This window comes from Amycolatopsis sp. 195334CR (assembly GCF_017309385.1).
Taxonomy (GTDB): domain Bacteria; phylum Actinomycetota; class Actinomycetes; order Mycobacteriales; family Pseudonocardiaceae; genus Amycolatopsis.
Map to the genome: position 1 here is coordinate 2,656,728 of NZ_JAFJMJ010000001.1, position 25,341 is coordinate 2,682,068.

General features: G+C 70.6%; 26 protein-coding genes. 19 read left to right on the plus strand and 7 right to left on the minus strand.

The genetic code is table 11. From position 1 onward, the window contains the following. Positions 1-24: 24 nt before the first annotated feature. Together dnaJ and JYK18_RS12930 are read left to right on the plus strand one after the other, a co-directional pair. Entirely contained in the window at positions 25-1,194 is a 1,170-nt protein-coding gene (gene dnaJ, locus JYK18_RS12925; protein ID WP_206802313.1) for a molecular chaperone DnaJ, read from the plus strand. Positions 1,195-1,201: 7 nt separating this feature from the next. Next, a complete protein-coding gene (locus JYK18_RS12930; RefSeq protein ID WP_206802314.1) occupies positions 1,202-1,648 on the plus strand; it encodes a heat shock protein transcriptional repressor HspR in 447 nt (148 codons plus the stop codon). A gap of 96 nt (positions 1,649-1,744) precedes the next feature. Here the strand turns inward: JYK18_RS12930 and JYK18_RS12935 are convergent, their stop codons facing one another. Beyond that, on the minus strand, positions 1,745-2,881 hold the full coding sequence (locus tag JYK18_RS12935; protein WP_307795888.1) for a globin domain-containing protein: 1,137 nt from the start codon (positions 2,879-2,881) through the stop codon (positions 1,745-1,747). 275 nt (positions 2,882-3,156) lie between these two features. Beyond that, on the minus strand, positions 3,157-4,332 hold the full coding sequence (locus JYK18_RS12940) for a globin domain-containing protein (RefSeq protein WP_206802315.1): 1,176 nt from the start codon (positions 4,330-4,332) through the stop codon (positions 3,157-3,159). Positions 4,333-4,704: 372 nt separating this feature from the next. Between JYK18_RS12940 and JYK18_RS12945 the strand changes: the two genes are divergently transcribed. From JYK18_RS12945 to JYK18_RS12980, 8 genes are all read left to right on the plus strand, one after another. Continuing rightward, entirely contained in the window at positions 4,705-5,169 is a 465-nt protein-coding gene (locus JYK18_RS12945; RefSeq protein ID WP_206802316.1) for a MarR family winged helix-turn-helix transcriptional regulator, read from the plus strand. A gap of 117 nt (positions 5,170-5,286) precedes the next feature. Next, entirely contained in the window at positions 5,287-7,881 is a 2,595-nt protein-coding gene (clpB, locus tag JYK18_RS12950; protein ID WP_206802317.1) for an ATP-dependent chaperone ClpB, read from the plus strand. 91 nt (positions 7,882-7,972) lie between these two features. Next, entirely contained in the window at positions 7,973-8,692 is a 720-nt protein-coding gene (locus tag JYK18_RS12955) for a hypothetical protein (RefSeq protein WP_206802318.1), read from the plus strand. Between the two features lie 4 nt (positions 8,693-8,696). After that, positions 8,697-9,461 carry an SDR family oxidoreductase gene (locus JYK18_RS12960; protein WP_206802319.1) on the plus strand — a complete coding sequence of 255 codons (765 nt, stop codon included), beginning with the start codon at positions 8,697-8,699 and terminating at the stop codon, positions 9,459-9,461. Between the two features lie 36 nt (positions 9,462-9,497). Then, positions 9,498-10,061: an orotate phosphoribosyltransferase gene (gene pyrE, locus JYK18_RS12965; protein WP_206802320.1), complete on the plus strand. Its 564-nt coding sequence runs from the start codon at positions 9,498-9,500 to the stop codon at positions 10,059-10,061. Positions 10,062-10,190: 129 nt separating this feature from the next. Continuing rightward, positions 10,191-10,595: a DUF2784 domain-containing protein gene (locus JYK18_RS12970; protein WP_206804201.1), complete on the plus strand. Its 405-nt coding sequence runs from the start codon at positions 10,191-10,193 to the stop codon at positions 10,593-10,595. Positions 10,596-10,608: 13 nt separating this feature from the next. After that, entirely contained in the window at positions 10,609-11,268 is a 660-nt protein-coding gene (locus JYK18_RS12975; RefSeq protein WP_206802321.1) for a hypothetical protein, read from the plus strand. Then, a complete protein-coding gene (locus tag JYK18_RS12980; RefSeq protein ID WP_206802322.1) occupies positions 11,265-11,912 on the plus strand; it encodes a TrmH family RNA methyltransferase in 648 nt (215 codons plus the stop codon). The genes JYK18_RS12975 and JYK18_RS12980 overlap by 4 nt, the downstream gene beginning before the upstream one ends. A gap of 4 nt (positions 11,913-11,916) precedes the next feature. On the opposite strand, the gene JYK18_RS12985 is transcribed toward JYK18_RS12980, so the two are convergent. Beyond that, complete coding sequence (locus tag JYK18_RS12985) at positions 11,917-14,064, minus strand: molybdopterin-dependent oxidoreductase (RefSeq protein WP_206802323.1); 2,148 nt, start codon at positions 14,062-14,064, stop codon at positions 11,917-11,919. 50 nt (positions 14,065-14,114) lie between these two features. On the opposite strand from JYK18_RS12985, the gene JYK18_RS12990 reads away from it, so the two are divergent. After that, the gene (locus JYK18_RS12990) at positions 14,115-15,128 is read left to right on the plus strand and encodes a glycoside hydrolase family 76 protein (RefSeq protein ID WP_206802324.1); all 1,014 of its coding nucleotides are present in this window, start codon (positions 14,115-14,117) and stop codon (positions 15,126-15,128) included. A 218-nt stretch (positions 15,129-15,346) separates the two neighbouring features. Here JYK18_RS12990 and JYK18_RS12995 read toward each other — a convergent pair whose 3' ends face one another. Both JYK18_RS12995 and JYK18_RS13000 read right to left on the minus strand, forming a co-directional pair. Further along, positions 15,347-16,231 carry a LacI family DNA-binding transcriptional regulator gene (locus JYK18_RS12995; protein ID WP_206802325.1) on the minus strand — a complete coding sequence of 295 codons (885 nt, stop codon included), beginning with the start codon at positions 16,229-16,231 and terminating at the stop codon, positions 15,347-15,349. A 127-nt stretch (positions 16,232-16,358) separates the two neighbouring features. Beyond that, on the minus strand, positions 16,359-17,396 hold the full coding sequence (locus JYK18_RS13000; RefSeq protein ID WP_206802326.1) for a LacI family DNA-binding transcriptional regulator: 1,038 nt from the start codon (positions 17,394-17,396) through the stop codon (positions 16,359-16,361). 110 nt (positions 17,397-17,506) lie between these two features. Between JYK18_RS13000 and JYK18_RS13005 the strand changes: the two genes are divergently transcribed. Genes JYK18_RS13005 through JYK18_RS13030 form a run of 6 tightly spaced genes read left to right on the plus strand, consistent with a single transcriptional unit; the run spans position 17,507 to position 22,521 of the window. Next, positions 17,507-18,520, plus strand: coding sequence for a substrate-binding domain-containing protein (locus JYK18_RS13005; RefSeq protein WP_307795889.1), 1,014 nt, complete (start codon positions 17,507-17,509; stop codon positions 18,518-18,520). Further along, positions 18,517-19,500, plus strand: a complete 984-nt coding sequence (locus JYK18_RS13010; RefSeq protein WP_206802327.1) for an ABC transporter permease — start codon at positions 18,517-18,519, stop codon at positions 19,498-19,500. Before JYK18_RS13005 ends, JYK18_RS13010 begins: the two co-directional genes overlap by 4 nt. Further along, positions 19,497-20,315 carry an ATP-binding cassette domain-containing protein gene (locus JYK18_RS13015; protein ID WP_206802328.1) on the plus strand — a complete coding sequence of 273 codons (819 nt, stop codon included), beginning with the start codon at positions 19,497-19,499 and terminating at the stop codon, positions 20,313-20,315. Before JYK18_RS13010 ends, JYK18_RS13015 begins: the two co-directional genes overlap by 4 nt. Further along, a complete protein-coding gene (locus JYK18_RS13020) occupies positions 20,312-21,139 on the plus strand; it encodes a PfkB family carbohydrate kinase (RefSeq protein WP_206802329.1) in 828 nt (275 codons plus the stop codon). The genes JYK18_RS13015 and JYK18_RS13020 overlap by 4 nt, the downstream gene beginning before the upstream one ends. 10 nt (positions 21,140-21,149) lie before the next feature. Then, positions 21,150-21,785, plus strand: coding sequence for a nucleoside/nucleotide kinase family protein (locus tag JYK18_RS13025; RefSeq protein ID WP_206802330.1), 636 nt, complete (start codon positions 21,150-21,152; stop codon positions 21,783-21,785). Positions 21,786-21,795: 10 nt separating this feature from the next. Further along, complete coding sequence (locus JYK18_RS13030; RefSeq protein ID WP_206802331.1) at positions 21,796-22,521, plus strand: SDR family oxidoreductase; 726 nt, start codon at positions 21,796-21,798, stop codon at positions 22,519-22,521. Here the strand turns inward: JYK18_RS13030 and JYK18_RS13035 are convergent, their stop codons facing one another. Continuing rightward, complete coding sequence (locus tag JYK18_RS13035) at positions 22,522-23,271, minus strand: GntR family transcriptional regulator (RefSeq protein WP_307795890.1); 750 nt, start codon at positions 23,269-23,271, stop codon at positions 22,522-22,524. A 98-nt stretch (positions 23,272-23,369) separates the two neighbouring features. Between JYK18_RS13035 and JYK18_RS13040 the strand changes: the two genes are divergently transcribed. Both JYK18_RS13040 and JYK18_RS13045 read left to right on the plus strand, forming a co-directional pair. Continuing rightward, the gene (locus JYK18_RS13040) at positions 23,370-24,116 is read left to right on the plus strand and encodes a protein-L-isoaspartate O-methyltransferase (protein WP_206802332.1); all 747 of its coding nucleotides are present in this window, start codon (positions 23,370-23,372) and stop codon (positions 24,114-24,116) included. Positions 24,117-24,254: 138 nt separating this feature from the next. Continuing rightward, positions 24,255-24,668: a VOC family protein gene (locus JYK18_RS13045; protein ID WP_206802333.1), complete on the plus strand. Its 414-nt coding sequence runs from the start codon at positions 24,255-24,257 to the stop codon at positions 24,666-24,668. Here JYK18_RS13045 and JYK18_RS13050 read toward each other — a convergent pair. After that, positions 24,582-25,313, minus strand: coding sequence for a DedA family protein (locus JYK18_RS13050; protein ID WP_206802334.1), 732 nt, complete (start codon positions 25,311-25,313; stop codon positions 24,582-24,584). The genes JYK18_RS13045 and JYK18_RS13050 overlap by 87 nt on opposite strands. Positions 25,314-25,341 lie beyond the last annotated feature (28 nt).

A 25,341-nucleotide genomic window follows, 5' to 3' on the forward strand; every position in this document is an offset into this window, starting at 1 on the left:
AGAACCGGAGGGAGGAGACGCCCGATGAGTGCTCGGGAGTGGATCGGCAAGGACTTCTACCGTGAGTTGGGCGTCTCCTCCGACGCCTCCGCGGACGAGATCAAGAAGGCCTACCGCAAGCTGGCCAAGGAGAACCACCCGGACGCCAACTCCGGCAACGCCGAAGCCGAGAAGAAGTTCAAGGCGGTGTCCGAGGCGTACGGGGTGTTGTCCGACAGCGCCAAGCGCAAGGAGTACGACGAGGCGAGGCGCCTTTTCGGGTCGGGCGGCCCCGGGGGTTTCGGGTTTCCCGGAGGCGGAGCCGGTGGCACCGACTTCGGCGATATCTTCGGAAACGCCGCCGGACAAGGCGGGGGCTTCGGTGGCCTCGGTGACATCCTCGGCGGGCTGTTCGGCCGCCGCGGGGCCGCCGGTGCCACGGCGAACCGCGCGCAGCGCGGCGCCGACGTGGAAACGGATGTCCGGATCGACTTCGTCGAGGCGGTCAAGGGCGCGACCCTGCCGCTGCGCCTGTCCAGCCCGGCGACCTGCGGCACCTGTGGTGGCAACGGCGCCAAGCCGGGCACCACGCCGCGGACCTGCGCCAGCTGTGGTGGGTCGGGGCTGGTCAGCCGGAGCCAGGGGGCGTTCGCCTTCTCGGAGCCGTGCCGGGACTGCCGTGGCCGCGGCACCATCATCGACGACCCGTGCGGCGAGTGCGGTGGCGAGGGCATCAGCACCCGCACCCGCACGCTGACCGTCCGGATCCCCGCCGGGGTGGACGACGACCAGCGCATCCGGCTGGCCGGTCAGGGCGAACCGGGCCGGGGCGGCGCGCAACCGGGCGATCTGTACGTCCGGGTGCACGTGGCGCCGCACGCGGTGTTCGGCCGATCGGGCAATGATCTGACCATCACCGTGCCGGTGAGCTTCACCGAACTGGCGCTGGGTGGCACGATCACGGTGCCGACGCTCGACGGCAAGGTCTCGGTCAAGGTGCCCCCGGGCACCGCGAGCGGGCGGGTGCTGCGGGTGCGCGGCAAGGGCATCACCAAGCGCGACGGCACCCAGGGCGATCTGCTGGTCACCCTGCAGGTGGCGGTCCCGGCCCGGTTGGACGACCAGGCACGGGCGGCACTGGAGAGTTACGCGGAAGCCTCCGCGCAGCACGACCCGCGTCCGGAGATCACCGCGCTGATCAGGGAACGGAGCTGAGCTGACGATGTTCGGTTCTTCGCTGCCGGGCGGCGTGCCGCAGGACGAGGACACCCCGGTATTCGTCATCTCCGTGGCGGCGCAGCTCTCCGGGCTGCACGCGCAAACCCTCCGGTCGTACGACCGGCAGGGGCTGGTCTCCCCCGGCCGCACGGCCGGGGGTGGCCGGCGGTACTCGATGCGGGACATCGCGCTGCTGCGCGAGGTCCAGCGGCTGTCCCAGGAGGCGGGGGTCAACCTCGCCGGGATCAAGCGGATCATCGAGCTCGAGAACCAGGTGGACGCGCTGCGTTCCCGGGTGAGCGAGCTGACGGAGGAACTGGCGGCCGCCTACGCCGCCGCCGAGCAGGCCGCGGCCGCGGTGCACGCGTCGTACCGCAAGGACCTCGTCCCCATGCGCAACCAGACGGCCCTGGTGGTGTGGCGGCCCAACCCGCCACGGCCCCGCCGCTGATTTCCTGGCGAAGACCAGGCCTCAGAACCCGGCGGTGGTGGCGACCCGATCCCCCGGGGTCGCCGCCGCCGTCGCTGGACGACGACGTGACTGTCCTCAGTCGACGGTGAACTGGTCGTACTTGATCCGCTCGGCCGGGGTTCCCTCTTCCATCAACCGCATCATGGTGGCGCGGATCATCGTGGGCGAGCCCGAAACCAGCACATCCGTCTTCGGCCACGGGCCGCGTCTGAGCACGGCTTCGACGAGCGTGCCCTGCTCGCCGCCCTTGACCTCGCCTTCCTCCACCACCGGCACCACGGTCAACCACGGGTTGGTCGCGGCCAGCATCTTCAGCGTGGGCAGGTCGTAGAGGTCCTCCGGGGTCCGGCCGCCGAAGAACAGGTGGACCGCCGGATTCTGCTTCCACCGCGCCAGATCGTCGGCGATCGCGCGCAGCGGGGCCAGGCCGGTGCCGCCGGCGATCAGCAGGAGCTTCCGCTTGTCGGCCTGCCGCACGGCGAGCGTGCCCAGCGCCGGGCCGATGCGCCATTCGTCGCCGATCCTGGTGTGGTGCACCATCGACCGGCTCACCCAGCCCCCGTCCACCGCGCGCACGTGGAACTCCAGCACGCCGTCGGTGCGCGGCGCGGTGGCCGGGGAGAAGTACCGCCACATGCGCGGCCGCTGCGGGACCTGCACGCTCAGGTACTGGCCCGCCCGGAACGGCACCGGGTGCTTCGGCACCACCCGGATCACCGCCACGCTCGAGTTCGGCTTGCGGTGGTCGATCACCCTGGCCGGCCACCACGCCGGGCCCTTCTCGGCATCGGCGGCTTCCCGCATGGCTTTCGCGATGATCCCGTAGGCATCGGTCCAGGCGCGTTCGACCTCCGCGGTCCAGTCGTCCTTCAGGTACTTCTTCAACGCGGCCAGCAACGCCACCCCAACCGCGTCGTAGTGGTGCGCGACCACGTCGAACTTGCGGTGGTCGCGGCCGAGCTGGTGCAGGAACGGCACCAGTTCGTCGGGCTGGTCGACCAGCCCGACCACGTGCACCAGTGCCCGCAGCAGCCGATCCCGCTGGGTGTTCATGTTGGCCGGGAAAAGGGCTCTCGTCGCCGGGGAAACGGTGAACAGCACACCGTAGAAGAACTGCGCGAGTTCGGCGGCCCTCGGTTCGATCTTCGCAAAGGAATCTCTGATCAGCTTTGTGGTCCGGTTGGTTTTGCTCCAGTTCGCCGGAATGGTCACGGGCAACGGGTCGGGAAACATGGCGTGGACACCCATCAGTGCGACGAATTCTCCAATCGATTCGAACGCGGCGTGATCTTCCAACACTCCCGTTTCCCCGACGGGGCAGGGACTCTACGACGCCAGTCGCTCGGCGGCGCCGGATCGCCACGCTTTCAGCTCGAATGGAGCAATGTGGATACTCGGTGTCGAACGGGGGTATTCACTGCGTGCCGCCGCCGTTCGGGTGCTTTTTCGGCGAACACATGTTTTTCTGGCTATTCGCCGTGAAAGCATCAGTCGATGGTGAACGGGTCGTACTTGATCTGGTCGAGCGCGGTGCCCGCGACCAGCATGCGCGAAACCGTGGCCCGGATCATCTGCGGTGAACCGGAGACCAGGACGTCGTGCTTCGGCCAGGCGCCGTACTTGGTCACCACCTCGGCCAGCGTGCCCTGCTCGAACCCGGGCAGCCCGGGGTTGTTCTCCACCACCGGGACCACGGTCAGCCAGGGGTTCACCGCCGCCAGCGAGCGCAGCTCCTCCAGGTCGTACAGGTCGTCGCGGTCGCGGCCGCCGTAGAACAGCTTCACCTTGGGGTTCTCGCCCCACTGCGCGAGCTCGTCGAGCATCGCGCGCAGCGGCGCCACCCCGGTGCCGCCGGCGATCATCAGCACGTCCCGGCCGGACTCGCGGTCGACGGCCAGCCGCCCGAGCGGCGGGCCGAGGCGCCAGCGGTCGCCACGCGCGGTGTGGCCGACGATGGCGCGGGAGACCCAGCCGCCCTCGACCGCGCGGATGTGGAACTCGATCGAGCCGTCCTCGCGGGGCGCGTTCGCCGGGGAGAGGTACCGCCACAGCCGCGGGCGCTGCGGCACCTCCACGCTCAGGTACTGGCCTGCCTGGTACGGCACCGGCTGCTCCGGCTCCACCAGCACCAGCGCGAGGTCCCAGGTGAGCCGGCGGTGCTCGGCGACGGTGGCGGTCCACGAACCGGGGTGCCGGTCGGCCGCGGCGGCCTCCTGCATCGCCCGCGCGATGATGGTGAACGCCTCGGCCCAGGCGCGCTCCACTTCGGGCGTCCACTCCGGACCGAGGTTCGTCTTCAGCGCGGCGAGCAGCGCGGTGCCGACCGCCTCGTAGTGGTTCGGGATGACGCCGAACTTGCGGTGGTCGCGGCCGAGCTGGCGCAGGAACGGCACCAGGTCGTCGGGCCGGTCGACCATCTGCACGATGTGCACCAGCGCGCGCACCAGCCTGCCCCGCTGGACCTCCATGTTGATCGGGAAGAAGTCCCTGGTGGCCGGCGCGAGGGTGAACAGCATGCCGTAGAAGAACTGGGAGATCTCCGGCGTGTACGGCTCGGCCTTCGTCCAGGTGTCACGAATCAGCCGCACCATCGCCGCGACGGCGGGCGGGGTCTCCCTCGTGGTGGAGGTCCTGGGTACTGGGCTGACCGGTTCTGCTGTCATCGTCGGCTGGTATCGGCTCCTCGTCCGGTTGCGCGGCGTGTTCGGCGGGGTGCCCCGCACGCCGATTGTGGCCTGGATTATTCATTAATGCGCGTAGCTCTGGGTTCCGCCGACCGGGGCAGGCCAGCGGCCTGAACCAGGGGTTGTGGTGTAGGGAATATTCCCCCTTTCGGAATAAGTCGATCGAGGTAAGCGGTCCAGTGGTTCATCTCGGAGGGTAGTCGTACTGGCCGGAAACCCCGGCTACGTTGCTCCGGACGGGTCAATCTAGGTACGTCTGCCGTGTGATGGATCACTGGTAAACTAGTTGCAACATACAACTAGTAACCCCCGGATTTTTTCACCGATCGGGGCAACGGGGAGGCTGGACCCATGGGTCCGACGGACGACGCCGCACTGGAGCTGGTGCGGCAACTCAAAGTGAACGCGCAGTTGCAGCAGGCGTGGACGACGCACCTGTGGCAGGCGCAGAACGGCCTCCACCCCGCCTCCGCCTGGCTGCTCGCCGAACTCGCCCAGCTCGGCGAGTCGCGCCCGTCCGAACTGGCCAAGCGGCGGATGGTGGACGTCTCGGTGGTCAGCCGCCAGGTGGCGCAGCTGACCGCGGCCGGGTTGATCGAGCGACGCCCGGCGCCCGAGGACGGCCGGGCGGCGCTGATCCGGGTGTCCGAACGCGGTGAGCAGGAGCTGGTCCGCTGGCGGCGGCAGTACACCGACTTCCTCACCGACGCGCTCTCCGGCTGGGACCCGGGCGAGCTCGACGCGCTCACCGAACGGCTGAAAGCGGCCAACGAGAGCCTTCGCACCACCCTCGACCGACGGTCGGGACCGCGCTGACCTGCGGTTTCGGCGAATTCAGAGTTGAGCGGAACAGACTCAACTTTCCTGACGTTGAGCATGTCGAGGACTTTTCCGGAAGGCTGGCGTCAAGCGACGCACGACATGAGGTGAGGGATGGACGCTTTCAACCCGACCACGAAGACCCAGCAGGCGATCTCGTCGGCTGCCCAGGCGGCCACCGTCGCGGGCAACCCCGACATCGCGCCCGCCCACCTGCTCGGCGCGCTGCTGGCCCAGGGCGAGGGGCTCGCCGGGCCGCTGCTGACCGCGGTCGGGGCGGACCCGGAGCAGGTGCACAAGGAACTCGAGCCGATCACCCAGGCGCTGCCGTCCGCGGTCGGCGCCACGGTCTCGCAGCCGCAGTTCGACACGCACGCGGTCAAGTCGATCACCAGCGCGCAGAAGCTGGCCACCGAGCTCGGTGACGAGTACGTCTCCACCGAGCACCTGATGGTCGGCCTCGCCGCCGAGGGCGGTCAGGTGGCCGACCTGCTCAAGCGCCACGGCGCCACGCCGGAGGCGCTGCGCGAGGCGTTCACCGCGGTCCGCGGCTCGGCCCGGATCACCAGCCCCGACCCCGAGGGCACGTTCAAGGCGCTGGAGAAGTACGGCGTCGACCTGACCGCGCGCGCCCGCGCGGGTGAGCTGGACCCGGTGATCGGCCGCGACACCGAGATCCGCCGGGTGGTGCAGGTGCTCTCGCGCCGGACCAAGAACAACCCGGTGCTGATCGGCGAGCCCGGCGTCGGCAAGACCGCCATCGTGGAGGGGCTGGCCCAGCGCATCATCGCCGGTGACGTGCCCGAATCGCTGCGCGGCAAGCGCGTGGTCGCGCTCGACCTCGGCTCGATGGTGGCCGGCGCGAAGTTCCGCGGTGAGTTCGAGGAGCGGCTGAAGGCGGTGCTCAAGGAGATCACCGACTCGGCCGGTCAGGTGGTCACCTTCATCGACGAGCTGCACACCATCGTCGGCGCCGGGGCCACCGGCGAGGGCGCGATGGACGCGGGCAACATGATCAAGCCCATGCTCGCCCGCGGTGAGCTGCGCATGGTCGGTGCCACCACGCTCGACGAGTACCGCCAGCACATCGAGAAGGACGCCGCGCTGGAGCGCCGGTTCCAGCAGGTGCTGGTCGGCGAGCCGTCCACCGAGGACACCATCGGCATCCTGCGCGGGCTCAAGGAGCGCTACGAGGTGCACCACGGCGTCCGCATCACCGACGGCGCGCTGGTCGCCGCGGCCACCCTGTCCGACCGCTACATCACCGCCCGGTTCCTCCCGGACAAGGCGATCGACCTGGTCGACGAGGCGGCCTCGCGGCTGCGCATGGAGATCGACTCGCGGCCGGTGGAGATCGACGAGGTCGAGCGCGGGGTGCGCCGGATGGAGATCGAGGAGATGGCGCTGTCCAAAGAGGACGACGCCGCCTCGAAGCAGCGCCTGGCCGCGCTGCGCGCCGAACTGGCCGAGAAGCGCGAGGAACTGAGCGCGCTGACCGCGCGCTGGCAGAACGAGAAGGGCTCGATCGAGCGCGTCCGCGACCTCAAGGAGCAGCTGGAGCAGCTGCGCGGCGAGTCGGAGCGGGCCGAGCGCGACGGCGACCTCGGCCGGGCCGCGGAGCTGCGCTACGGCAAGATCCCCGCGCTGGAGAAGGAACTGGACGCCGCCACCGCCACCGAGAAGGCGGTGCAGGCCGAGGTGATGCTCAAGGAGGAGGTCGGCGCCGACGACGTCGCGGACGTGGTCAGCGCGTGGACCGGCATCCCGGCGGGCAGGCTGCTCGAAGGCGAGACCGGCAAGTTGCTCCGGATGGAGGAGGAGCTGGGCAGGCGGGTGATCGGCCAGGAAGAGGCGGTCAAGGTCGTCTCGGACGCGGTGCGCCGCACGCGCGCCGGGGTGGCCGACCCGGACCGCCCGACCGGCTCGTTCCTGTTCCTCGGCCCGACCGGGGTCGGCAAGACCGAGCTGGCGAAGGCGCTGGCGGAGTTCCTGTTCGACGACGAGCGCGCGATGCTGCGGATCGACATGAGCGAGTACGCCGAGAAGCACTCGGTGGCCAGGCTGGTCGGCGCGCCGCCCGGGTACGTCGGCTACGACCAGGGCGGGCAGCTGACCGAGTCGGTGCGGCGGCGGCCGTACAGCGTGGTGCTGCTCGACGAGGTGGAGAAGGCGCACCCGGACGTCTTCGACGTGCTGCTGCAGGTGCTCGACGACGGCAGGCTGACCGACGGCCAGGGCCGGACGGTCGACTTCCGCAACACCATCCTGGTGCTCACCTCGAACCTCGGCTCGCAGGCCATCGCGGACGCCGCGCTGGACGACCGGCAGCGCCGCGACGCGGTGCTCTCGGTGGTGCAGCGGCACTTCAAGCCGGAGTTCCTGAATCGGCTGGACGACCTGGTGGTCTTCCACGCGCTCGGCACCGAGCAGCTGACGTCCATTGTGGACATCCAGGTGGACCGGCTGGCCAAGCGGCTGGCCCAGCGGCGGCTCACCCTCGAGGTCACCGAGGGCGCGCGGGAGTGGCTGGCGCTCAACGGCTTCGACCCGATCTACGGGGCCAGGCCGCTGCGGCGGCTGGTGCAGTCCGCGATCGGCGACCAGCTGGCGCGCCTCCTGCTCGGCGGCGAGGTCCTCGACGGCGACACGGTCCGGGTGGACATCCCGGCCGTGGAGGCCGGTGATTCGCTCACTGTGCGGAAGGTGTGAGTTACGTCCGTAGTCGCCCCCACTCGATCGGGTGGGGGCGACACGGCGTCCTGATCTCGGCGTTCGGGCCCAGGGCGATACGCTGGTCTTCGTGGGTATTCCGGCGTGGATCTGGTTCGTCGTCGCCGCCGTCGCCTTGGTGGCGGGGCTCGGGTTGCTCGGTGCCGACCGAGCACGAGAAGGCTCGCGCAACCGGGAGCGGATGCGCTGGGCGGATCTGCGCGGCTGGGAGTTCGTCGAGGAGGACGAACGCCTGCCGCGGCAGTGGTCCGGCGGCGCGATCGGCTACTTCGGCGCGGAGGCCGCGGTCAACGTGGTGGGCGGGTCCACCTTCACCTCGGACGGCCGCCGCCCGGTCTTCGTCTTCGACATCGAGTCCGAGGGCCAGATCCCCGCGGTGATCGTGGCGGTCCGCTGCAACCGCGTGCACCAGGTGCTCGTCGAGCTGTGGCTGGCCAGCGTGCCGTTCCAGCGCGCGGAGATGCCGGAGCTGCTCGGCCCGGTCGGCCAGCGCTACGCCTTCGCCGACGACGCCGAGGGCGCCCGCGCGGTGATCACCCAGGACCTGGTGGACGCGGCCGACGCGCTCGGCGGGGACGTCGGCGTGGCCTGGCTGGAGAACGAGTGGGTGCTCGCCAGCGTCGCGCCCAACGCCGGCCCGTCGCGGCTGGAGCGCCTCCTGCGCGACCTCGGCGAGATCGCCGACATCGTCGACCCGTTCGACGAGGCCGTCGAGCCGGAGTCGGAGGGCAGGCACTGGCAGAACCAGGGTTCCGCCGCTTCCGAGTACCGCCAGCAGGCGGGCGACTGACGCCGTGGGCACCGCACTGGTCACCGGCGCCACCGCCGGCATCGGCGCCGCGTTCTCCCACCGGCTCGCCGCCGAAGGACGCGACGTGGTCCTCGTCGCCAGGGACACCGCGCGGCTGGAGCAGTTGGCCGCGGAACTGACCGAGCGCTACGGCGTCGGCACCGAGGTGCTGACCGCCGACCTCGCCTCCGCCGAAGGCCGCGAGAAGGTCGAAGCCCGGGTCGCCGCCGGGGTCGACCTGCTGGTGAACAACGCGGGGTTCGGCCTCGGCGGGGAACTCCAGGACGCCTCACCCGAGCAACTGCAGGCGCAGCTGGACGTCAACGTCACCGCCGTGCTGCGGCTGACCCGCGCCGCCCTGCCGGGCATGCTGGAGCGCGGGCACGGCGACGTGATCAACGTGTCGAGCGTGGCCGGCTTCCTGCCCGGCCGCGGCTCCACCTACACGGCCAGCAAGACCTACGTCACCTCGTTCACCGAGGGCGTGGCGGGTTCGGTGCAGGGCACCGGGGTCCGCGTGATGGCCTTGTGCCCCGGGTTCACCCACACCGAGTTCCACCAGCGGGCCGGGCTGGACAAGCCGGGCCCCAAGCTGTTCTGGCTCGACGCCGACCGGGTGGTCGACGAAGGCCTGGCCGATCTGCGCCGCGGGCGGTGGGTGTCCATCCCGAGCCCGCAGTACAAGGCACTGGTGGCGGTACTGCGCGTGGTGCCGCGGTCGCTGATCCGGATCGCCGCGGGTCGCTTCGCCGGACGAGGCCGTACCTGAGCGATTCCGTCGGTGCCGTGTGAGAAGCTGAGCGCCGTGGCGATTCCTGGCATTGATCAAGCGGCGAAACTCGAGCTCGCCCGGCTCATCACCGAACTGTCCGTGGTGCACGGCAAGGTGACCCTGGCTTCCGGCAAGGAGGCCGACTACTACGTCGACCTGCGGCGCGCGACCCTGCACCACGCGGCCGCCCCGTTGATCGGCAAGCTGCTCCGCCAGCTCACCGCCGACTGGGACTTCGTCTCCGTCGGCGGCCTCACCCTCGGCGCCGACCCGGTCGCCGCCGCCATGCTGCACTCCGCGGCCGCGGACGGCGTGGTGCTCGACGCCTTCGTGGTCCGCAAGGCCACCAAGACCCACGGCATGCAGCGCCGGGTCGAAGGGGTTGAGGTGCGCGGGCAGCGGGTACTCGCGGTGGAGGACACCTCCACCACCGGCGGCAGCGTGCTCACCGCGGTGGAAGCACTGGAAGAGGCCGGTGCCACGGTGGTGGGTGTGGCCACCGTGGTGGACCGCGACACGGGTGCCAGGGAAGCGATCGAGAAGGAAGGCCTGGCGTACCGCTACCTTCTGGATGCGCACGACCTCGGTCTGTCCTGACCCCCGGGTTTCCCCTACGGGTCTTCCCCCCATTGTGGGGTGAGACCCGGTTTTCACCAGCGGTTCTCCAGCGGGCAGGAGTACGTTGGTGATGTAAGGGGGACGTGAAGGGGAGGGGTGACGGAGCCGGTGGCCGGATTTCTCGCGGATGTCACGGTCGCGATCCACGTTGTTGCCCTGCTGTACATCGGCCTGGGCGGGTTCGTCGCGTGGCGGTGGCCCAAGACCATTTTCGTGCACATCTTTTTCGCCGCATGGGGAATTCTGGTCAATGTTTTTCCCATTCCCTGCCCGCTGACCGCGCTGGAGAACTTCTTCCGCGCGCAGGAGGGGCTCGGCGACCTGCCCGGCGGGTTCAACGCGTACTACATCTACGACACGGTGTTCCCGCGCGAGATGATGCCGGTGATCGCCGCGCTCGCGCTGGTGGTGCTGGTGGTCTCCTACATCGGGGCCTACGTGCACTGGAAGCACCGCGACAGCGACGACGACCAGGCCGAAGGCACCCAGGCCCACCCCATCGGCCTCGGCTGAGGAGAATCGCAACGTGGTCATCGTTGCGATCTTTCTCGGCATCATCCTGCTGGGCCTGGTGATCGGCCTGGTCATGCGGCCGAAGGTGCAGGCCCGCGCCCGCGCGCACGTGGACGCGCTGCAGGCGATGGCCACCTCGTTCGGCTGGCAGATCGACCGGCGCGCGGTACCGGACATCCGGGCCCGGCTGCCGATCGGCGGCATGTGGGACGAGGACACCGGCATCCGCGCCACCGCCCAGCTGACCGGCCAGTGGCGCGGGGTGCCGGTGGTGGCGCTGCAGCTGGCCTACGGCACCGAGGGGCTGGCCACGCACACCTGGCACACCATGACGATGATCATGGTGCCGCGGCCGGTGCCCGGTCCGGTGGTCGCGCTGACCCCGCCGGGCGTGTCGTGGGCGAACTTCCTCGCCTCGGACCGGCAGGTCGGTTATCCCCCGTTCGACGGGCGCTTCCACGTGCACGCGAGGAGCGACGAGGAGGCCCGCGTCACGCTGACCCCGGCGGTGGCCGGTCAGCTGGCCGCCGACCCGCGCACGCGGGACCGGATGCTGTTCTTCGGGGAGCGCGACCTCGCCGCCACCTTCCCGGGTTCGATCACGCAGCAGCAGGCCGTGGCGCAGACCGCGGACCTGCTGCTGGAGGTCTCGCAGCGGATGGCGGTCCGATGACCGAGGCCGGGCCCACCGAATGGGTGGCGGAGCACGAGGTCGGCGTCGGACCGTGGCCGGGCGAATGGCCGACCGACGAGCGCTACGACCCGGAACTGCTGGCCGAGGGCGACCGCCGCAACGTGGTGGACGCCTACCGGTACTGGCGGCGCGAGGCCATCGTGTCCGATGTGGACAGCCGACGGCACCCGTTCCACGTGGCCATCGAGAACTTCCAGCACGACCACAACATCGGCACGGTGGTGCGCACGGCGAACGCGTTCGCCGCGGCCGCGGTGCACATCGTCGGCCGCCGCCGCTGGAACCGCCGGGGCGCCATGGTCACCGACCGCTACCAGCACCTGCACCACCACCCGACGGTCGGCGAGTTCACCAGCTACGCGGCGGAGTCCGGGCTGGCGGTGGTCGCCGTCGACAACACCCCGGGCGCGGTGCGGCTGGAAACCGCCGAGCTGCCGCGCGAGTGCGTGCTGTTGTTCGGGCAGGAGGGGCCGGGCCTGTCCGCCGAGGCGCAGGAAGCCGCGTCGCTGGTGGTGTCGATCGCGCAGTTCGGCACCACGCGGTCGATCAACGCCGGGGTGGCGGCGGGCGTGGTCATGCACACGTGGATCGAGCAGCACGCGGATCTCTCGACGGCTTGGTGATTCCCTAGGCGGGCGCGATCTCCACCGGGATGCCGTTCAGCACGCTGGTGCCGGACAGCGCGTCCATCAGGGTTTCGTCGGAGAGCAGGTTCGTGTTCGCGCCGGCGTGCGCGGTGGCCACCGCGGTCCGCATGCCCGCCGGGTCGTGGCCCCAGCCGTGCGGAATGCTCACCACGCCGGGCCGGATGACGTCGGTGACCTCCACCGGCACCTCGATCTTGCCCGCCCGCGAGTGCACCACGGCCTGCCCGCCGTCGGTCAGCCCGAGCCGCGTCGCGTCCTCCGGGTGCACCTGGACCGTGCACCGGTTCTGCCCGCGCACCAGCGGTTCCAGGTTGTGCATCCACGAGTTGTTCGAGCTGAGGTGCCGCCGTCCGATGAGGACCAGTTCGCCGTCGGGCGTCCGGTCCAGCTCGCGCGCCAGCCGCGGCACGTCCTCGGTGATCGGTTCGGGGGCCAGTTCGATCTTGCCGCTGGCGGTGGTCAGCACCTCGGGGACGCGCTGCTTCAGCGGTCCCAGGTCGACGCCGTGCGGGGCGGCTTCGAGATCGGCCAGCGTCAGGTCGTACGGCCCGGCGCGCAGCATCAGGTCGACCAGCCGCTCGGGACCGGTGCGCCCGGCGGCGACCGCGGGATCCAGCCCGGCGCGCCGCGCGGCTTCGGCGGCGACGAACTCGTCGAGCGCGGCGACGTCGGCGTCCGGCCCCTGACCGGTGACGACGCCGGTCAGCCGCAGCATGGTCTCCCACTCCTGCGGCAGCTCGGTCGGCAGCGCGGCCGGGGTCCAGTTCGCCACGTCCCGGACCGCGTACTGGTAGAGCGCCATGTCGTAGTGCGGGCGTTCCAGCGCGCTCGGGCCGGGCAGGATCACGTCGGCCAGCCTGCTCGTCTCGTTCAGGTAGACGTCCAGCGAGACCATGAAGTCGAGCTGCTCCAGCGCGCCGGTGAGCCGGTCGGCGTTCGGGGTGCTCAGGCACGGGTTGCCGCTGACCGTGACCAGCGCGCGGACCTGGCCTTCGCCGGGGGTGAGGATCTCGTCGGCCAGCACGCCGACCGGGACCTCGCCGAGCACTTCGGGCAGGCCGTGCACGCGGGTCTTCCAGCGGCCGGTGCGGAACGGCTTCGGCTTCGGCGTGGAGCTGTTCGGCTGCCCGGCGGCGGCCAGCGGGAACATCGCGCCACCGGGGCGGTCGAGGTTCCCGGTGAGCGTGTTGAGCACGTCGACCAGCCAGCTCGCGACCGTGCCGAAGGCCTGCGTGGTGGTGCCGATCCGGCCGTAGACCGCGGCGTGGTCGGCGTCGGAGAGTTCGCGGGCGAGCCGCCGGATCTCGTCCGCCGCGATGCCGGTCGGCCCGGCGACGGCCTCCGGGGTGAACTCGCGCGCCAGTTCACGGACTTCGTCGACGCCGTTGACGTGCTCGGTGAGCCTGCCGAGGTGCACGCGGTTCTCGTCGAACAGCACGTTGATCATGGCGAACAGCAGCAGCGCGTCGGTGCCGGGGCGGATGGCGTGGTGCTCGTCGGCGAGTTCGGCGGTGCGCGTGCGCCGCGGGTCGACCACGACGACCTTGCCGCCGCGGCGCTGGATGCCCTTGAGCCTGCCGCGCGCGTCCGGGGCGGTCATCAGGCTGCCGTTGGAGACGAGCGGGTTGGCGCCGAGGATGAGGAGGTGGCCGGTGCGGTCGAGGTCGGGCACCGGGATGGAGAGCCCGCTGCCGAAGAGGTAGCCGGACGAGAAGTGCTTCGGGACCTGGTCGACCGTGCCGGCGGTGAAGAAGTTCTTGGTGCCGAGCGCCTTGTAGAGGACGCGGCCGTAGAGCAGGGCGCCCAGGTTGTGCGCGCTGGGATTGCCGACGTAGAAGGCGACCGCGTCCTTGCCGTGGGCCTCGATGATCGGCGGCAGCCGCCGGTGGATCTCGGCGAACGCCTCGTCCCAGGAGGCCTCGACGAACTCGCCGTCGCGCTTGATCAGCGGCGTGCGCAGGCGGTCGGGGTCGTGGTGGAGCGCGCCGAGCGAGGCGCCCTTCGGGCAGATGTACCCGCTGGAGAAGACGTCGGCGCTGTCCCCTCGCACCTTCGAGACACGCGTTCCCTCGAACGTGACGTCGAGTCCGCAGGTCGCTTCGCACAGTGGGCAGGTGACGGCAGCCATCGCCTGAACATACCGACTGGTATGTCGACGAACAAGGGAGAATGGGCGGCATGACGGCGGCGGAACGGGCCGGTGAGGCGGAGAACGCGCTGCGGACGAGGCATTTCCGGCGGTTGTGGGGCTGGCCGTCGACGGTGCTGTCCCGCAGTGGCTGGCCCGCCGACGCCGGGCAGCGGGTGCACTGGCACTGGAACTACTGGTGGCAGGCGCACGTGCTGGACTGCCTGGTCGACGCGCAGGTCCGCGCGCCGTCGCCGGAGCGCGCCGAGCTGGTCTCGCGGTACGCGCGGACGATCAAGCTGCGGAACTTCGGCCGGTGGACCAACGAGTACTACGACGACATGGCGTGGCTCGGCATCGCGCTGGAGCGGGCGCGGCGGCTGGTCGAGTTGGAGTGCTCCCCCGCGGTGGACGCCCTCGTCGCGCAGCTGCGGGAGGGCTGGACCGAGGACGCGGGCGGCGGGATCTGGTGGCGGAAGAACGACCAGTTCAAGAACGCCCCGGCGAACGGGCCGGCGGCGATCCTGCACGCGCGGGTCGGGGACCTGACGCGGGCGCGGGAGTTGTTCGCGTGGATGGATTCGCGGTTGGTGGATCCGGTGACGGGGTTGGTGTGGGACGGGCTGCGGGTGGATACCGGGGAGCTGGTGAAGCACATTTACACGTACTGCCAGGGGGTTTTCCTGGGGACGTGTCTAGAACTGTCCGAAGTGGAGGCTGCTTCGCGGACCGTGCTGGCGGTGGCGGAGCATTGTGCGCCGGGCGGGGTGCTGCGGGCGCAGGGCGGTGGGGACGGGGGGTTGTTCGCCGGGATTTTGGCTCGGTATCTGGCGTTGGCGGCGCTTCGGCTGGAGGGGGCGGCGGCTGTGGTGGCTCGGGAGTTGGTGCTTTCTTCGGCGGAGGCTTGTTATGGGAGTACGGTAGCTGCTCCTGGTGGGCCCCTGTTCAGTCCAACGTGGACGGAGCCGGTTGCGTTGCCGTTGGTGGGTGGTGATCCGGCGCGGGATCTTTCCGTGCAGGTGGGTGCGTGGATGTTGTTGGAGGCGGCTGCGACGCTCGAATGAAGACGCTTGAATGAAGCGGGCCCCGCCCCGGTTTTTTAGTGTGACTACGGCGAAGTACCCGTTGTCAAGGCGGGAAAGATGCCTTGACAACGGGTACTTCGCCGTGTTTTTGGCTGGGGACCGGGGTGGGATGGGGAGTCTGGGCGGTGGTTTCGGTTTTGCGCCCGGGTTCTGTTTGTGCCCGGGTTCTGGTCTGTGGCCGGGGGCGGCCTTGGTGGTCAGCCTCGGCGTTGTTGAGGGCAGCCGCAGGAGGTGCGGTGTTGGAAGGTGGGGGCCAGGCGAACCGAGTCCGGGCGGCGGTCCGGGGTGGTGATCCTGCTGATCAGGGTGTGGACGGCGCGCCTGCCGATCTCCTCGATGGGGGGCGCCATGGTGGTCAGAGCGGGATCCACCTTGCCCATCCAGTCCGCGTCCCCGTAGCCCGCCAGGCCCAGTTCCTCGCCTAGCCGGAGGCCTCGGCGGTGCACTTCGTAGTGCACGCCGATCATCATCGCTTCGCTGGCGACCACGAGTGCGGTGGGTGCGTCCGCCATGTCGAGCAGTCGTCCGGTGGCGGCGGCCGCTCCACCTGCTGTCGACTCGCCGCAGGCGACCAGGTCCGGTTGCCACGCGAGGCCCGCTCGGCCCAGGCCGAGGCGGTAGCCGAGGGCGCGTTCGTCGTTCGCGGCTATGCCCACCGCGCCGGAGATCAGCCCGATCCGCTCGTGCCCGGCGCCGGCCAGGTGGCGGACCAGGTCGCACATGGCCTGGATGTTCTCCGTCCCCACCTGGTCCACGTCCCCCCGCGTGGCCAGCCGGTCCATCAACACCGTCGGCACGCCCAGGCGCACCAGGCTGGTCACCACCACGTCGTCCCCGGCGGCGGGCGTGAGCAGGATGCCGTCGATGCCCCCCGCGCGCAGCGAGCGCACGGCGTCCATCTCGACCCTGGCGGCGTCCTCGGTTTCGGCGAAGGTCACCGCGCAGCCCGCGTCGGCGGCGGCGCGTTCGATCGCCCTGGACAGTGCGGTCGCGTACGGGGTGGCGTCGAACGCCATCGCCACGCCCAGCCGATGGGTGACAGGCGCGCCCCAAAGTGGAATGTCGTGTGTCAGTGCGGTCATCTCTCCCGGCCCCTCGATGCCTGAATGAGAACGTGCCCGCCCGATAGACGCTCTCGAAACTACCGGCGCCGAAGATATCCCCGATTCGGGCGTCATCCGGTCGGGAGTCACTCGATGAAGCAGAAATTCAGCGAACCGGGTGAATTCCGGCGCAGCCGCACGACTCTCGGTGTCGCAGGGTCGGGGGCAGCCGGACCACCTCGGCCTTGCGGTCCGGGTCGGCGATCCTGGCCAGCAGCAACCGCACCGCGCGGCGGCCGATCTCCTCGATCGGCTGCGCCATGGTGGTCAGCGGCGGGTCGACCAGATCGGCCCACTCGACGTCGTCGTAGACCACCACCGGCAGGTCGCGCCCTATTTTCAGGCCGCGGCTGCGTGCCTCGTGCAGCACGCCGACCATCATGCCGTCGTTGGCCACCACCAGCGCCGTCGGTGGTTCGGGGAGGGCGAGCAGGGTGCGCAGGGCCGCCGCCCCGCCGTCGCGTGAGGAGTGTCCGCATTCGACCAGGGACGGGTTCCACACCAGCCCGCCGCGCCCCAGCCCGAGCCGGTAGCCGAGCGTGCGTTCCTCGCTCGTGGACAGTCCGGCCGCGCCGCTGATCAGGCCGATCCGGCGGTGGCCGAGTGAGGCGAGGTGCTCGGTCAGCGCCGAGGTCGCCTGGATGTTCTCCGCGCCGACCTGGTCCACGTCCCCGCGGGTGGCCAGCCGGTCGACGAGCACCGTCGGCACGCCCAGCGACACCAGTTCCCCGACCACCTGGCCGTCACCGGGCGCCGGCGTGATCAGCAGGCCCTCGACCCGGCGTGACCGCAGCGCGCGCACGGTCGACTGCTCGGTCTCCAGCTCGTCGTGGGTGTCGGCCAGCAACACCGTGTACCCGGCGGCCGCGGCCTCGCGTTCCACGGCCTGCATCAGCATCGCGAAGTACGGGTTCGCCATCAGGGAGATCGCCACGCCGATCGACCGCGTGCCGCCGGTGACCAGCGAGCGCGCGATCGCGTCGCCGGTGTAGCCGGTGGTCTCGATGGCCCGCAGCACCGCGGCCCTGGTCTCCTCCGCCACCGCGCGCGTGCCGTTGACCACGTGTGACACGGTGGTGATCGAGACGCCGGCCATCTCGGCGATGTCGCGCTGGGTCGGGCGGGACGAGCGTCCTGGTGGCACGGGGCTCCCTTCGCCGGTGTTGGCAAGCGTTTGCGCAAACGCTTGCGCGGCAGCATAGCCCGATCTACCGTCCCGGGTCATCTGTTCCGATCCTCAACGCGGAGGATGTCGTGCGAAAAATCTTGACCGCGGGGCTGGCGGTCGCGGTACTGGTGTCGGCGGGCGGGTGCACCGTCGAGCGGCACTGGGGCGGCAACACCAACTCCGGTGGCGGGGGCGGCAAGGCCAAGGTCGGCCTGGTCACCAAAACCGACACCAATCCCTACTTCGTCGAACTGCGAGCCGCGGCGAGCGCGGCCGCGCAGGCCAACGGCGCCGACTTCAGCGCGCTGGCCGGCCAGTTCGACGGGGACAACGACGGCCAGGTCCGGGCCATCGAGAACCTGATGCAGCAGGGCGCCACCACCATCCTGATCACGCCGAGCTCGTCCACCGGCGTGCTCGACGCGATCGACCGGGCGCGCAAGTCGGGCGTGCTGGTGATCGCGCTGGACACCGCGACCGAACCGGCGGAGGCGGTCGACGCCACCTTCGCCACCGACAACTTCGCGGCGGGCCAGCAGCAGGGCGCCTACGTGAAGGCCGCGCTCGGCGGCGCGCAGCCGAAGCTGTTCATGGTGGACGGCACCGCGGGCAGCACGGTGGACACCCAGCGGCACACCGGGTTCCTCTCCGGCATCGGCCTGGCCGACGGCGCACCCGAGATCAAGGGCGCCACGCCGGCCAACGGTGACCAGAGCACCGCGCAGCAGGGCGTGGAGAACCTGTTGCAGCGCACCACCGACATCAACGCCGTGTACACGATGAACGAGCCGATGGGCCGCGGCACCTACGCGGCGCTGAAGGCCCGCGGGCTGACCGGCCAGATCGTGATGGGCTCGATCGACGGCGGCTGCGAAGGCGTGCAGAACGTGCGCGACGGGCAGTACGCGGCCACCGTCATGCAGTTCCCGAAGAAGATGGCCGAGCAGGGCGTGCTCGCCGCCGTCGAATACGCCAAGACCGGCAAGAAGCCGACCGGGTTCAACAACACCGGGTCCGTGGTGATCACCAACAAGCCGATGCCCGGGGTGGAAAGCCGGAACACCGACTGGGGTCTGCAGAACTGCTGGGGGGAGAAATGAGCACCGCCACCGTTGAGTCCGATCGCCCCTCCGTCGGCGAGTTCTTCCTGCGCGCCCCGGCGGTCGGCCCGGCGCTGGCCCTCGTGGTCGCCGTCGTGGTCTTCTCGCTGTCCACCGACACCTTCCTCAACCTGGACAACATCTCCCTGGTGGTCCAGCAGTCGCTGGTGATCGGCACGCTCGCACTCGGGCAGACGCTGATCATCCTCACCGCGGGCATCGACCTGGCGAACGCGGCGTCGATGGTGCTGGCCACGCTGATCATGGCGAAACTGCTGGCCGGCGGGGTGTCCGGGATCTTCGCGCTGCTGCTCGGGATCGTGGCCACCGTGCTGGTCAGCGGGGTGGTCGGCTCGCTGGTCACCAAGGTGAAGCTGCCGCCGTTCATCGTCACGCTCGGCGCGCTGACCATGCTCACCGCGGCGGGCAGGCTGTTCGCCGGCGGCGAGGCGGTCCCGGTGGCCGACGGGCTGCTCAACTGGCTCGGCACCCGCCGCTACCTGTTCGGCGGCATCGAGATCACCTACGGCATGACGCTGGCGCTGATCATGTACCTGGTCATGTGGTACGCGCTGACCAGGACGGCGTGGGGCAAGCACGTGTACGCGGTGGGCAACGCGCCGGAGTCCGCGCGGCTGTCCGGGATCAAGGTCAACCGCACGGTGCTCTCGGTGTACCTCGTCGCGGGCGTGATCTTCGGCATCGCCGCGTGGCAGGCGCTGGGCCGCGTGCCCAACGCCGACCCGAACGCCTACCAGCTGGGCAACCTCGACTCGATCACCGCGGTGGTGCTGGGCGGAACCAGCCTGTTCGGCGGCCGCGGTTCGGTGCTCGGCACGATGATGGGCGCGTTGATCGTGGCGGTGCTGCGGTCCGGGCTGACCCAGCTGGGCGTGGACGCGCTCTACCAGGACGTGGCGACCGGCGCGCTGGTGATCGCGGCCGTCGCGGTGGACCGACTCGCCAGGAGGCAGCGATGACTTCGTCGAACCAGCCCACCCTGTCCGCCCGCGGCCTGGTCAAGCGCTACGGCCGGGTGACCGCGATCGACGGCGCCGACTTCGACCTGTACCCCGGCGAAGTGCTCGCCGTGGTCGGGGACAACGGTGCCGGGAAGTCCAGTCTGATCAAGGCGCTGTCCGGCGCGCTGGTGCCCGACGAGGGCGAGATCCAGGTCGACGGCGAGGCGGTGCACTTCCGCACGCCGATCGACGCGCGCAAGTTCGGCATCGAGACGGTGTACCAGGACCTCGCCGTGGCGCCCGCGCTCGACATCGCGTCGAACATGTTCCTGGGACGGGAAAAGCGGCGCTCGGGGCCGTTGGGTCTGGTGCGCAAGCTGGACACGGCGACCATGCGCGCCGAGGCGCAGCGGATCCTCGACGAGCTGGGCATCCAGATCAAGTCGATCACGCAGCCGGTGGAGACGCTCTCCGGTGGTCAGCGCCAGGGCGTGGCGGTGGCGCGCGCGGCGGCGTTCGGCACCAAGGCGGTGATCATGGACGAGCCGACCGCGGCGCTCGGCGTCGCCGAGTCCGGCAAGGTGCTCGCGCTGATCGACCGGATCCGCGAGCGCGGCCTGCCGGTGGTGCTGATCAGCCACAACATGCCGCACGTGTTCGAGATCGCCGACCGGATCCACGTGCACCGGCTGGGCAAGCGGGTGGCCGTGGTCTCGCCGAAGACGCACACGATGAACCAGGTGGTCGGGCTGATCACCGGGGCGCTGCGGATCGGTGAGAACGGTGAGGTGGAAGAGGTCCCGGCGGCTGTGCGGGCGGGTCTGTCCGGATGAGGGTGGTACTGGCTGGACTGTCCACTGTGGATCTCGTGCAGCGGGTGGCGGAGCTGCCCGCGCCCGGGGAGAAGGTGCAGTCGCTCGCGGTCGAGGTGGCCGCGGGCGGTCCGGCCGCGAACGCGGCGGTGACGGTGGCGGCGCTGGGCGGCGAGGCGGTCCTGCTGACCGTGCTCGGTGCCCACCCGCTCGCCGACCTGGCGCGCGCCGATCTCGAGGCGTACGGCGTGCGGGTGGTCGACGCGTTGCCGTCGCGGGTTTCGCCGCCGCCGGTGAGCGCGGTGTCGGTGCGCGACGAGGACGGCGAGCGCACGGTCGTCTCGCACAACGCCGCCGACGTCCCGGATTTCCCGGTTTCCCCGTTGCTGGACGAGGTTCACGGCGACTGCGTGTTGTTGGACGGGCACCACCCCGAGCTGGCGCTGGGAGTCGCGCGGCGGGCGCGGGAACTCGGCGTGCCGGTGGTCCTCGACGCGGGGAGCTGGAAGCCCGTGCTGACGGATCTGTTGCCACTGGTGGACATCGCGGCGTGCTCGGCGAATTTCCGGGCGCCGGTCGAACTGGACGTGCCCGTGGTGATCACCACCGCGGGGGCCGGGCCGGTGCGTTATTCCACTGTGGACGATTCCGGTTCGGTGCCGGTGCCCGAGGTCGAAGCCGCCGACACGCTGGGCGCGGGGGACGTCTGGCACGGCGCGTTCGCTTACGGCGCGGGCCTTCCGCTGGTGGAGCGGATCCGCTTCGCCAACGAGGTGGCCGCCGAACGGGTGTGGCATGCGGGGCCGCGGGCGTGGGTACCCGCGGTCCGCGAAATGAGGAGATAGAGGGAGTGCGATGACCTCGTTCGAGGACCTGCTGGAGCGCGCGCAGGGGTTGATCAAGTCCGGTGAGCGGGCCGTGCTGGGCATCGTCGGCGCGCCGGCGTCGGGCAAGACGACGCTGGCGTGGGGGCTGGCGGACGCGCTGGGCAACCGGGCCGCGGTGGTCGGCATGGACGGGTTCCACCTGGCCCAGGTCGAACTGCGGCGGCTGGGGCGGACCGAGCGGAAGGGCGCGCCGGACACCTTCGACGCGGGCGGCTACGTCAGCCTGGTCTCGCGGCTCGCGGCGGGCGGGGAAACGGTGTACGCCCCGGAATTCCGGCGGGAGATCGAGGAGCCGATCGCGGGTGCGGTGGCCGTGCCGCCGGACGTGCCGCTGGTCATCACCGAAGGCAACTACCTGTTGGTCGACGAGGATCCGTGGTCGCGGATCCCGCCGCTGCTGGCGGAAACGTGGTTCCTCCGCCCGGACGAAAACGACCGCATCGAGCGGCTGGTGTCGCGGCACCGGCACTACGGCCGTTCACTGGTGGAGGCGCAGCAGCGGGCGCGGGGCTCGGACCAGCGCAACGCCGACCTGATCGCGACCACGGCTTCACGCGCGGACCTGATCGTCGAGGACATGTCGCTGGCGAACTTCTCGCTCTAGGGTGACGCCTATGAGCGTTGTGATCGTCACCGGGGGAAGTCGCGGCATCGGCGCGGAGATCTGCGTGCAGGCGGCCGCGGGCGGCTACGACGTGGTGGTCAACTACGCCGGAGACGCCGCGGCTGCCGCCGATGTCGTTTCGCGGGTCGAGGCGTTGGGGCAGCGGGCGTTGGCCGTGCGGGGCGATGTCTCGTCGGAGCCGGACGTGCTCGCGTTGTTCGAGGCCGCTGTTTCCTTGGGCCCGCTCTACGGGCTGGTGAACAACGCGGGCGTCGTCGGGCGGTCGGCGCGCCTCGAGGACCAGGACGTCGACACGGTCCGGCGGGTGATGGACGTGAACGTGGTCGGGGTGTTCCTGTGCTGCCGGGAAGCCGTGCGCCGCATGGCCGACGGGGGTGCCATCGTGAACGTCACCTCCACGGCCGCCCGGCTGGGCTCGGCGGGCGAATGGGTCCACTACGCGGCCAGCAAGGCGGCGGTCGAAACGCTCACGTTCGGCCTGGCCCAGGAGGTGGCGGCGGCGGGCATCCGGGTGAACGCCGTGGCCCCGGGCCTGGTGAACACCGGCTTCCACGCAACAGCCGGCGTCCCCGACCGGATCTCGAGGCTGGGTCCCGCGCAGCCGATGGGCCGCGCGGGGGACCCGGCGGAAATCGCCGCCGCGGTGGTGTGGCTGCTGTCGCCGGCCGCCTCGTACGCCTCGGGCGCGGTCCTCCCCATCTCGGGTGGCCGCTGATCAGTCCGCGGGGAACTCGTACGCGAGCTCGTAGCGATCGCCGGACAGCCGCATGTCGTTGACCTCGACGACGACGCCCTCCCGGTCGAACGCCACCCGGCGCACCACGATGATCGGCGTGCCCGCGGTCAACTGAAGCAGCGATGCCTCCTCGGGTGTCGGCATGCGGGCGCCGACGGTCTCGCTGAAGTGGCCGAGCACGTGCCCGGCCTCCTCCAGGCGGGCGTAACTGCCACCGGGTCCGGTGTCGGCCTGCTCGATGGCGGTGCCTTCGGTGAGCGTCCGCGGAAGGCGCGACGTGGCCAGCTGGATGGGGTGCCCGTCCGCACTCATCACCCGCTCACGAACGAGGACTTCGTTCCCTTCGTCGATCCCGAGGATCACCGCTGTCTCCGCGTCGGCCTCTTCGACCCGGACCTCGACCTCGACGGTAGGCGTGAACTGGTTGGTCTCGGCGTCTCCCAAGAACGCGCCCTTCTCCGCAGCTCGCGCCGCCCGGGTAAGCCGCTCCGGCGAGCGCGCGAGCCGGTACTTCTCACGGACGAACACCCCTTTGCCGTGAATGGCCACGACCAGGCCTTCCTCGGTCAGTAGGCGGACCGCTTCGCGTGCGGTGTTCCGCGCGACCCCGTGCTCGTCGGAGAGCGAGCGCTCCGACGGCAGCTTCATCCCCTGGGCGAGTGCGCCCGAGTTGATCGAGTCGCGCAGTGCGGCGGCGAGTCGGCGGCTGGGAAGTTCGCTGCTGGACACGCCACGACCCTACTGGTTCAAGCCAGTTCCTTGACAAGGCCGCCATCGGGTACTTCACTGGCTTGAGCCAGTACAGGCTTAAGCCAGTTGGAGTGACCATGCGACGTGCACGTGGGCTCAAGGCGTTTCTCGACGAGTTGGTGGTGGCGGGTGAGATCGGCTCGCCGGCGGTTTCGGCGCGGACGGTGCGGTCGTTGCAGCCGCTCGAGTTGCAGCGCGACCATTCCGTGCTGGAGATCGGCGTCGGTGACGGGGTGACGACCGCGGTGCTGGCGGAGACCGTCGGGCACGGGGGGTTGGTGACCACTGTGGACAGTGACGTCGACCGCGTCGTGCTGGCGCGGAGGAGGTTGGTTCGGCACTACGGGCACGTGTCCGTGCTCCACCGCGAGGCCGCCGCCGGGGCGCCGAAGTACGCGCCCTTCGATCGCGTGCTCGCGCACGCGGGCATTCCGCTCCGGCGGCTCCCCTACGCCTGGGTCGAGCAGGCCGAGCCCGGCGCGCTCATCCTCGCGCCGGTGCGGGACTTCCTGGTCCGGTTCACCGTGCACGCCGACGGCACGGCGACCGGGCGTCCCGTGCTCGTGCACGCCGATCTGACCGAGGTGAACTGGCGGATTCGCTGGGACGAGCGCGCACCACGCCGCACCGGACGGGGACGCCAGTCCGTGGGCGTCGGTCGCCCCCGAGGGTGGGGCTTACCTGGTGCGACAGGCCGGTCCACGTCGCCTCTGGGACGAGAGCGAAGCCGCTTACCGGTGGTGGTTGGACCGCGGCACGCCGAACCCGCAGGACTGGGAATGGCTGGTGGCACGCGACCGCCAGTGCGTGCGCCTGCGGCCTGAACTGCGGTGATCCCCGGCCACGGACAGGTCACGTTTTGTGGTCGACAAGGTCGGGTACGTGGGCGGCAACGGGGAATTCACGGAGGGTGGGTGAAGGTCGGAGCCGGTCCACGACTAGGGAAGGGCGGCCGCGTAGCCATGCCGAGATTGAAGTCCGTGCACCACCTGGCCCTCACGGTCACCGACGTGGACCGGAGTGTGCCGTGGTACGTGCGGGTTCTCGAGCTCGAGGAAGCCGCGCGGCGCGAGGATCCCGAGAGCGGGTTGCGCAAGGTTGTGCTCAAGTCCGCTGACCAGGGGTTCTCCGTGGTCCTCGTACAACACCCGGACACCGAGCGCCCCTGGTTCGACGAGCGTCGCACCGGGCTGGACCACGTTGCCTTCTGCGTGGGCACCAGGGACGAACTCAAGGACTGGGAGAAGCGCCTCGCCGAGCACGGGGTGACCTTCAGCTCCGCGAAGGAGTCACGCACGCTGCCCGGGTCCGAGGTCGTCGTCTTCCGCGATCCGGACGGGATCCAGCTCGAGGTCTGGGCCGACACCGACAGCTGACCCGTCGTCCACCGGCTTCTTCATCTCCTGCCGGTACCGCCACACGCCCCAGCCGGTGCCCAGCACGAAGAACGCCACGCTCAGCCACACCACCGCCGTCTTCAACCACGGCAGCACGTCCAGCAACCCGGCCCCGTAGTACCCCAGCAGCACCAGCGTCGGCACCCACAGCAGGCCACCGGCCGCCGTGGCCAGGGCGAAGCGCTTCGGGTCCATGCGCGCGGCACCGGCGATCAGCGGCGCCAGCGTCCGCACCCACGGGATCCACCGCGCCGCGACGATGGCGAAGAACCCCCGCCGATCGAGGAACGCCCGCGCCCGCTCCAGGTTGTGCCGGTTCAGCACCTTGCCGCCGCGCCGGGCGATCAGCCTGGTCCCCGTGTGCTTCCCGATGTAGTACCCGACCTGGTTGCCGACCACCGCCACGACCAGCGCGGCCAGCGACAGCAACCACGCGCTCAGCTCGGCGTGGTGCTGCGCGAGCACCACGCCGGCCCCGAACAGCAGGGAGTCACCCGGCAGGAACAGGCCGACGATCAGCGCGCACTCGACGAAGACGAAGCTCAGCACGATGATCCACACCAGCGTGGGACCGGCCGTGTCCAGCCAGCTCACCCCGGTGCCCGCGGCCAGTACCTCCGTCACACCGGCAGCCTACGTCGGGAATCCCGGA